This is a genomic window from Microcystis sp. LEGE 08355, assembly GCF_015207185.1.
Taxonomy (GTDB): Bacteria; Cyanobacteriota; Cyanobacteriia; order Cyanobacteriales; family Microcystaceae; genus Microcystis; species Microcystis panniformis.
Window position 1 is genome coordinate 1 of sequence record NZ_JADEXI010000164.1, and the last position, 8,497, is coordinate 8,497.

6 protein-coding genes are annotated in these 8,497 nt (G+C 41.2%); 2 read left to right on the top strand and 4 right to left on the bottom strand.

Going from position 1 to position 8,497, the window contains the following annotated elements; all coding sequences use genetic code 11:
- Positions 1 to 157: 157 nt before the first annotated feature.
- Complete coding sequence (locus IQ242_RS10470; RefSeq protein ID WP_193959925.1) at positions 158 to 1,405, bottom strand: RNA polymerase subunit sigma-70; 1,248 nt, start codon at positions 1,403 to 1,405, stop codon at positions 158 to 160.
- A gap of 272 nt (positions 1,406 to 1,677) precedes the next feature.
- Between IQ242_RS10470 and ftsH3 the strand changes: the two genes are divergently transcribed.
- Both ftsH3 and miaA read left to right on the top strand, forming a co-directional pair.
- Positions 1,678 to 3,531, top strand: a complete 1,854-nt coding sequence (gene ftsH3, locus IQ242_RS10475; protein WP_052275780.1) for an ATP-dependent zinc metalloprotease FtsH3 — start codon at positions 1,678 to 1,680, stop codon at positions 3,529 to 3,531.
- 596 nt (positions 3,532 to 4,127) lie between these two features.
- Entirely contained in the window at positions 4,128 to 5,075 is a 948-nt protein-coding gene (gene miaA / locus IQ242_RS10480) for a tRNA (adenosine(37)-N6)-dimethylallyltransferase MiaA (protein ID WP_193959926.1), read from the top strand.
- On the opposite strand, the gene IQ242_RS10485 is transcribed toward miaA, so the two are convergent.
- From IQ242_RS10485 to IQ242_RS10495, 3 genes are read right to left on the bottom strand one after another with little or no spacing between them, the layout of a single operon-like run.
- A complete protein-coding gene (locus IQ242_RS10485) occupies positions 5,017 to 6,423 on the bottom strand; it encodes a DUF2079 domain-containing protein (RefSeq protein ID WP_193959927.1) in 1,407 nt (468 codons plus the stop codon). The genes miaA and IQ242_RS10485 overlap by 59 nt on opposite strands.
- A 12-nt stretch (positions 6,424 to 6,435) precedes the next feature.
- Complete coding sequence (locus tag IQ242_RS10490; RefSeq protein ID WP_193959928.1) at positions 6,436 to 7,293, bottom strand: amino acid ABC transporter substrate-binding protein; 858 nt, start codon at positions 7,291 to 7,293, stop codon at positions 6,436 to 6,438.
- An 18-nt stretch (positions 7,294 to 7,311) separates the two neighbouring features.
- Entirely contained in the window at positions 7,312 to 8,349 is a 1,038-nt protein-coding gene (locus tag IQ242_RS10495; protein ID WP_193959929.1) for an AI-2E family transporter, read from the bottom strand.
- Positions 8,350 to 8,497 lie beyond the last annotated feature (148 nt).

Here is an 8,497-nt window from a genome sequence, read left to right on the forward strand (position 1 = left end):
AAAATAACTTTTTGACAAAGATAATTAACATAAAATCTCTGACGAATACTGGCATCAGTAAAACTGGCACTTTTTGCCCAACTGATCTCTTGAATATCGGCGGGTATTTCTAGCCAAATGCTATCAGGAGTTAGTTCTAACCAATCATTAACCATAATTAATCCTCCTGAGTTGTTGCGCTGGTTTGATAGTAGTATGTTAGCCATGGTTCTATTGCTTTACTAATAACTTCTCTATCGTGAGACTGGGAAGGAATATGCAGGTTTTCGCTGGCCCAGGGTAAAAACTTTTTAGCGAGGTGACGATAAACTTTATCCAGTTCCCTAGAAACCTGATATTGTTTGATAACCACTGTGGTAATTTCTGTAATCTTAGCGGCAATTGCCACTTGTCCCAACCCTAACCCATAAGTCATCTCTAGAATTAACTGAATTTGCGGATGCAGTTTTGCCTGTTGCGGCTGCTGACAAATCTGTGAAATTTCTGCCCCTAACCAAGCTAGAATTTTTTGGTGGTTTTGTTGCGACTCGCGAAAATTTTCCGCCGCTTCTAATTGCTGCCAAGGGGTATCATGGTCAGTATCTTCGATCATTTCCTCCCTCGTGCTACTTTCCCCATCCCCGAAAGGTTGCTGTAGGGAAATTGTTTTTCCTTGGGGAAATAAATAATCAGAAATAGCTTGTCCCGCATCCTCTAACCATCGGGTAATTGTCGCAGAATTGATTTTGATGGTAGAGTGGCTATCCGAGTTATAAGCAGCGGCGATTTTTTGCCAGATTTCTGGACTAGGTTCCTGAATTTTACCATCGGTTTTTATTTTTGCCTGGGCATAAATTTCTTTATAGTAATCCCAAGCTAAAAGGTAATTTTCGAGAGTTTCCCCCACTAATCCCCTCGCCAGGAGAGCTTGGCTGAGACGCGCTCCGGTAGAATTAAGTAGTAGGCTCCAAGTATTATGGCCGAATGCTTGACTAATCTGACGGATGCGATCGATTAAGCGATATTTAATCCTCTGGGTGGCAAAATTATCGAAGCGAGTGGAGAATAAAGGCTTAAAGTCAGCTAAGATAGCCTCAAAATCAAGAATTCCTTCGTTAAAGTAGTCTTCGATCTGATAATCCAGTTTAGCTTGATATTTGTGATAGATTTCGGCAGCAGCCCAGTAGCAAGGTTCCTGTAAATAAGCGTATAAATGCCCACGGAAAAGATGATTTTGGGAACCGTGATTCTGATACTGTTGGTGAAAGAATAGAGACCAATATTCCTCTGAATCGACATTAGGATCGATTGGGCCATAGCTTTCCATGTTACGACGCAAACGCCGATCGCAATTCCATTCTGTCCTATTTTGCTGCAAAACTAAAAAGCAACAAAACTTCTCCAGCAAAGTCTCTCGTTTTTTCATCTAGCTACTCCCCGTGGAGGTCAACTAAACTCTCTATCGTTCCACTTGCAGCTTTTATGCAGTATTTTGGCATTTTGTTACAAATTGATCATACTCGGTCTAGGAGAGTCACATTGACATACTCCCCCACCCCCAACAGCTAACCCTCATGCAGGACCAGAACGGGCATATTAAAAAAAAACCTGTCCACTGTTCCTGAGAAACGTTAACATAAATTAACAACCCCTTGACAACCGATAAGATCATCCTCAATTTATCAGGAGTTCGACAGCGTGAACAAAAACGGTAATAACAAAAAATGGCGCAATGCGGGACTATATGCCCTATTGTTAATCGTAGTCCTTGCCTTGGCCTCAGCTTTCTTCGATCGCCAGCCAGCAGTGCAACAGACTTGGAAGTATAGTGAATTTTTACAGGAAGTACGGGAAGGTAAAGTGGAAACCGTGCGCTTAAGTGCTGACCGGCAACGAGCGATCGTACCCACCCAAGATGGAGCAAATGTATTAGTTAACCTGCCCAACGATCCGCAATTAATCAACATCTTGGCAGAAAATAACGTTGATATTTCCGTACTGCCCCAAAGAGAAGAAGGAGTATGGGTAAGAGCCTTCAGTAGCCTATTTTTCCCTATATTGCTTCTTGTTGGTCTATTTTTCTTGCTCCGTCGCGCCCAAAGTGGTCCCGGTTCCCAAGCGATGAACTTCGGCAAATCGAAAGCAAGAGTACAGATGGAACCCCAAACCCAGGTTACTTTCGGTGATGTGGCCGGGATTGAAGGGGCAAAATTAGAATTAAACGAAGTGGTGGACTTCCTCAAAAATGCCGATCGCTTCACGGCAATTGGGGCAAAAATCCCCAAAGGAGTCCTTTTAGTCGGTCCTCCGGGGACAGGTAAAACCCTACTCGCTCGCGCAGTAGCTGGGGAAGCAGGAGTCCCGTTTTTTAGCATTTCCGGTTCGGAATTTGTGGAAATGTTCGTCGGGGTGGGTGCTTCTCGCGTCCGCGACCTATTTGAACAAGCGAAAGCGAATGCACCTTGTATCGTCTTTATCGATGAGATTGATGCTGTCGGTCGTCAACGGGGCGCCGGTTTAGGGGGTGGTAACGATGAACGGGAACAAACCCTCAACCAATTATTAACGGAAATGGACGGTTTTGAAGGTAATACAGGTATTATCATTATCGCCGCCACTAACCGTCCTGATGTGTTGGATGCCGCTTTATTACGTCCGGGTCGTTTCGATCGCCAAGTGGTGGTGGATCGTCCCGATTACGCTGGCCGCAAGGAAATCCTTAATGTCCACTCCAGAGGCAAAACTTTGGCCCAAGACGTGGATCTCGATAAAATCGCTCGTCGTACCCCCGGTTTTACCGGTGCCGATCTAGCTAATTTGCTCAACGAAGCCGCAATTTTAGCGGCACGTCGCAATTTAACCGAGATTTCCATGGATGAGATCAACGATGCGATCGATCGTGTCCTAGCAGGTCCTGAGAAGAAAAATCGCGTCATGAGTGAAAAACGCAAAACCTTAGTTGCTTACCATGAAGCTGGTCACGCTTTGGTGGGTGCTTTGATGCCGGATTACGATCCCGTCCAGAAAATTAGTATTATTCCTCGCGGTCGCGCTGGGGGTTTAACTTGGTTCACTCCTAGCGAGGATCGCATGGAATCCGGGTTATATTCTCGCGCTTATCTGCAAAATCAGATGGCTGTAGCTTTGGGGGGTCGTTTAGCTGAAGAAATTATCTTCGGTGAGGAGGAAGTGACTACGGGTGCTTCTAATGACCTGCAACAGGTGGCACGAGTAGCGCGGCAAATGGTCACTCGTTTCGGCATGAGCGATCGCCTAGGACCGGTGGCCTTAGGTCGTCAAAATGGTAATGTTTTCCTAGGTCGTGATATCGCTTCCGATCGAGATTTCTCCGATGAAACTGCGGCAGCTATTGACGAGGAAGTGCGTAACTTAGTGGAACAGGCCTATCGTCGCGCTAAAGAGGTTTTAGTCAATAACCGCGCCATCTTGGACCAGTTAGCACAAATGTTAGTGGAAAAAGAAACCGTGGACGCGGAGGAGTTACAAAATATCCTCGCTCATAACGATGTGAAAATGGCGGCTTTAGCTTAAGTTTTGTAACATTTTCTTGACAAACAGCATCCATCAGGGTGCTGTTTTTTTTGATAGCTGTTAATCGGGTGCATCTCAATTTTTGTCAATCCCACACAGAGAAAACGGGTTTCTCGGAGAAACCCGTTTTCTACTCATGTAATTTGGGATTTTTAAGCGGAAACTTTCTCCTAAAGTTGATTCAAGGTAGGGTTGATTCAAGGTAGGGTTGATTCATGAATCAACCCTACCCAAACCCCGAAGCGCATTAGTTTTTCGGTGGGATGCTTACAGATAGCTGCTGATATATCTGTAATAATTTAAGAGTCACTGATAATTAATGTGGGATGTACCCCTGTTAATCAGCTTCACAATACCCAGTTTAAATGCGTCTTAAGTAGGGAGGCACAATTATTTGTAGGATGGGTTAGCGGTAGCGCAACATGAGCGGACGTTGGGTTTCATGCTTCAACCCAACCTACGTTGATCTTATATTTAATTCCACCCACCCACTTAGCTTAACAGTCCTGTCTTTTCACTGATTACTGATTACTGATTACTGTTCACTGATTACTGATTACTGTTCACTGATTACTGATTACTGTCATGTAGCATCGATGACTACTTCCTCTTTACCTATTTTAATTGTTATTTGTGGGGCAACTGCCACGGGAAAATCCAGTTTAGCCCTACAATTGGCCGAAAAGTTTAATTCAGTAATTCTCAGTGCCGATTCCCGACAAATCTATCGAGAATTTAATATTGGCACCGCTAAACCTAGCTTAGAAGAATGTCAGCGGATTCCCCATTATCTAATTGATATTTGTGATCCTCAAGATAATTTTACCCTAGCACAGTACCAAGAACAAGCTGAGGATTTAATCAGCAATCTCCACTATTCTCCTCTGTTTTTGGTCGGTGGTACGGGACTTTATATCAAGTCCATTGTCAAAGGTTTAAAAATACCGAGGGTTTCTCCTCAAGCGGATTTAAGACGGCAATTACAAGCTTTAGGGCAATCCTATCTTTATCAAATTCTGACGCAGGTAGATGAGGAGGCAACTAAAAAAATTCATCCCCATGATCAGGTCAGGACTTTACGCGCTTTAGAGGTTTTTTATCTGACAGGAAAACCTATCTCTAGTCAGCAGGGAGAAAATCCTCCCACTTATCCGATTTTACAAATTGGTTTAGATTGTTCCCCAGAAAGTTTAGGCAAGCGGATCACTGTTCGTACTGATCAAATGATCGCCAGGGGATTAGTAGCAGAGGTGCAGAATTTGGGGGATAAATACGGTTGGGATTTGCCACTTTTGCAGACTTTGGGTTATGCAGAGATTAAGCAATATCTGCTCGGGGAAATTTCTTTAGAACAGGCGATCGATCTAATTATCCTCCACACCCGTCAATTTGCTAAACGTCAGCGCACTTGGTTTCGTGCCGATGCTGATATTGTCTGGTTTCCCATCGATAAAGAAAATTTATTGAAATCGGTGGAACGAAAAATTATTTTGTTTCTTGAGGGGTTGTCAAGGCCCGATATAAAAACACATCATCATGATTAAGGATTAACTGAAAGTTCTCATTTTGATGCAGTTTATTTAAGTGATCATCAATTAGTTCTGGTGAACTAGACCAACCGGGATGACGGCGATCGAGTAGGATATAATTAAATTGATTTAAATCTAGGGATTGGGAACCTTCGATCGCTAATTTGATCATTTCTCGATGGGTAAGATGGGGGGCAATTCTAGAAGTAGTCAAGACACTCTCACTGGTGGTAATTTGGGTTAGAGCTTTTTGGGTGGCGGACCAAGTATCGAGGGAATTTAAATACAGTGACCAAAAATAGCCGTATTTAGCTAAGGCAAAAAAGGCAATAATTGCCCAAGTAATTATCCATTTAGGCTGCTTCAACCAGCTGCTATTATGGGCTAAAGTGGCGATAACCGCTAGAAATAAAAAGGGCAAAATTGGCAGGGAATATTGAGTGGTTAAGTTTTTTTGTGGGGCATGATCTGCTAATAAATTTAAAGCGAGTGCGGGAATAGCGGCAATTATTGGGGCAGAATAGCGCCAGGATAAACCCCAAACTAAGGGAATAAATAATAGGATTAGGTATTCTAGATTATGGCCAGTAAAGATTTTTCCCAAGACAAGATCGGGTTTGAGGAAAAGATTAAAGATAATTGCTGGTAAACTATCTCCTAGATAACTATATCGAGAATCGGCCATTTCAATAACTGCTGATTTTCCTGTCAGGAGAGGGATTAATAATTTCGTGGTGATAATAAACCAAAGAATGCCGCTAATCATGGCAATTATTCCGGGGATTTTTTTCTTTTCCCAAAGAAGTAACCAGATACCCATTCCCAACAATGTTAAAGAGAGAATTGCTTTACAACCGAGAATAATAATGATTCCTAGACAAAATTCCCAGAGATTATTTAATCTTGCGGCCAAAATTGTCCAAAAAATGGCTGGAACTGCTATAACTTCTGGATGAAAATCAAAGAGATTAACATTAAAAATTAGGGGATAGAGCAGATAAACTAAGGCTAATGTATAAGCTTGTTTTTCTTTTAATCCCGCTTGTATTGCCAATTGCCAGAGGGGAAAAGCACCAAGAGAAAGGGAAAAAGCTTGTAAGAAAAGCAGCCAATAAACGCTAGGATAAATTTTATAAAGTAAGGCTATAGGATAGAGGATAAAAGCGATATGATCGCCTAAAATATGGTAGTCCACAAAAGATATAATCGGTGGTTTACCTTGAGAAATTAGGTAAACTCCTTGATCGAACCAACCAAGATCGAGAGCATTAGATTGAAATAAAATATGTCTGATGCTGCTGCAAATAAACAGGATTATTGTGCCGCAAATAACTAACCAAAATAAATAATTTTTTTTGTGCATAATTATCAAGTTTTACCTGGATTCTTCGGGATTATTACGACAATACTGCCAGGTATGTATAAAATAGGAAGCAACTTCATTAAACCATGTTTTAAAAATATTTCTGTTCTCACTGGTGACGATAACCCCATTAATAAACTCTTGCCATTGGGAATCATTAGCGGGAAGAATAAAACCATAATAATCACAATTTAAAGGATTGCGCGGGATAAGTTGATAATCTTTTTCTAAGGATAAACCGAGAATGACAGCTTCTCCAATGAGCAGAATACCATCACTAGCAAAAGCATCTATTCTATTCCTTCTTAAACTTTGGATACCTCGCAGTCTTCCCGTCACTCCTTGAAATTCTTGATAGGTAGCAAGAGGATATTTTTGTCTTAATAATTCTTGAGTGCTGGTATCTCGCAAAACTCCAATACTTATACCTTCTAAGGACGAAGAAAAGTTAAAATTCTTCTGATTATCACTCCTCACTAAAAACTGAGTTCCTGTGACAAAAAAAGCACGAGAAAAACTGACACCATCAGGTATATTTTTTCTGATACTATTAGGACCACACTCGAAATCAACGGTTTTATTTTCCAATAACTGGAAGCGATTAAATAAAGTTGATTTATAAATTTTGACACTGATGATCTGGAGGTTTAATTTATGCTTTAGTTCCCCTCTGAGCAATTGGATAAAATCTAAGCATAATCCCTGCAAATTATTATTACTATCTCGATAGCCAAAAGGAATGGCATCTTCTCTCATCGCTACTTCTAATAATCCCGTGCGTTTAATTTTTTCTAGAACCGTTTCCGACTTAGCTGGGAGGGGAGCAAAAAAATTAGATAAAATAACGAGAGTAAGAATGATTAATTTCATGAATTTTGCCGAGATAATTTAAGATTTGTTATGGACGTGATCCCATTGATCTAAAATGTCTTTGAATAATAATTCATCTAACCATGTTTTTACTACCACTGTCAAAGGTAAAGCCAATAATAAACCTAAGATGCCAAACATTTGAGCAAAGAAAATTTGAGCAATTAGGGTAATTGCCGGTAGTAAAGATACCTGTTTAGCCATGACAGTGGGGGTCAGCCAATAACTTTCGACATTTTGGATAATAAAATAGAGAATCAGAATAGCGACAATTTTCCAAGGTGCATCGATAACAGCAATTAGAATGGGAAAAATCACACTAGCAGTCGGTCCGATATTAGGGATAAAATTGAGCAATCCTGCTAGGATAGCATGAACGAGAACTAGATTAATTTGTAGAACGAAAAGACCGAACCCACTTAATAACCCTACCATAGTTGAACTAATGGCAATTCCCAACAACCAATTACCCAAACCCGCTTCCGATAGGGTCAGAATTTCCTCGGCGCGACGACGATAGAAGTTAGGAAATAATTTTAAGAAAGCTTGTCGATAGGGTTGGGGGTTGGCTAACATCATCATTGCTAACACCAGCACGAATAATAATTGCAAAATTGCCGCAACTGAGTTAGAAAAGAAGGTAAAAAAGTTACTAAAAACAAAGGTTCCTAAAGGTTGTAACTGCTGGACTAAATCACTTAAATTCGGCAGCGATGGCAACCAATCAAATTGAAACTGTTGTCGCCATTGAATCGAGTTATTGCGGACTAAATCCCAAGCTTGTGGTAAAAGTTCAATTAATTTTTGAAACTGTTCGATAAAGGGGGGAACAATAATTATAAAAAATAAAATCACAATTCCTAGACTCGTCAGCAGGGTGATTAAAATAGCCAAACCCCTTTTAATCCCCAATCTCTGCAATCCTTTTACACATCTATTTAAGGCTACGGTAAACACGATCGCCATAAAAATCAATAATAACAGCTGTCGAATCTGCCACAATACATACAGAGCCATTATTAAACAGATAAACCCCAACCACTGACCAAATTTCACGACCTTGATTTATCCTATCGGGACAAGTTTTATCATACAGCAGTCGGTCGGCGGTCGGCAGGAGATAGGTTTTAGGTCTTGGGGTTTTGGAGTCTTGGGGTTTTGGGGTTTTAGTTCAATTTCCCCAGTTCCCCAGTTCCCCACTTCC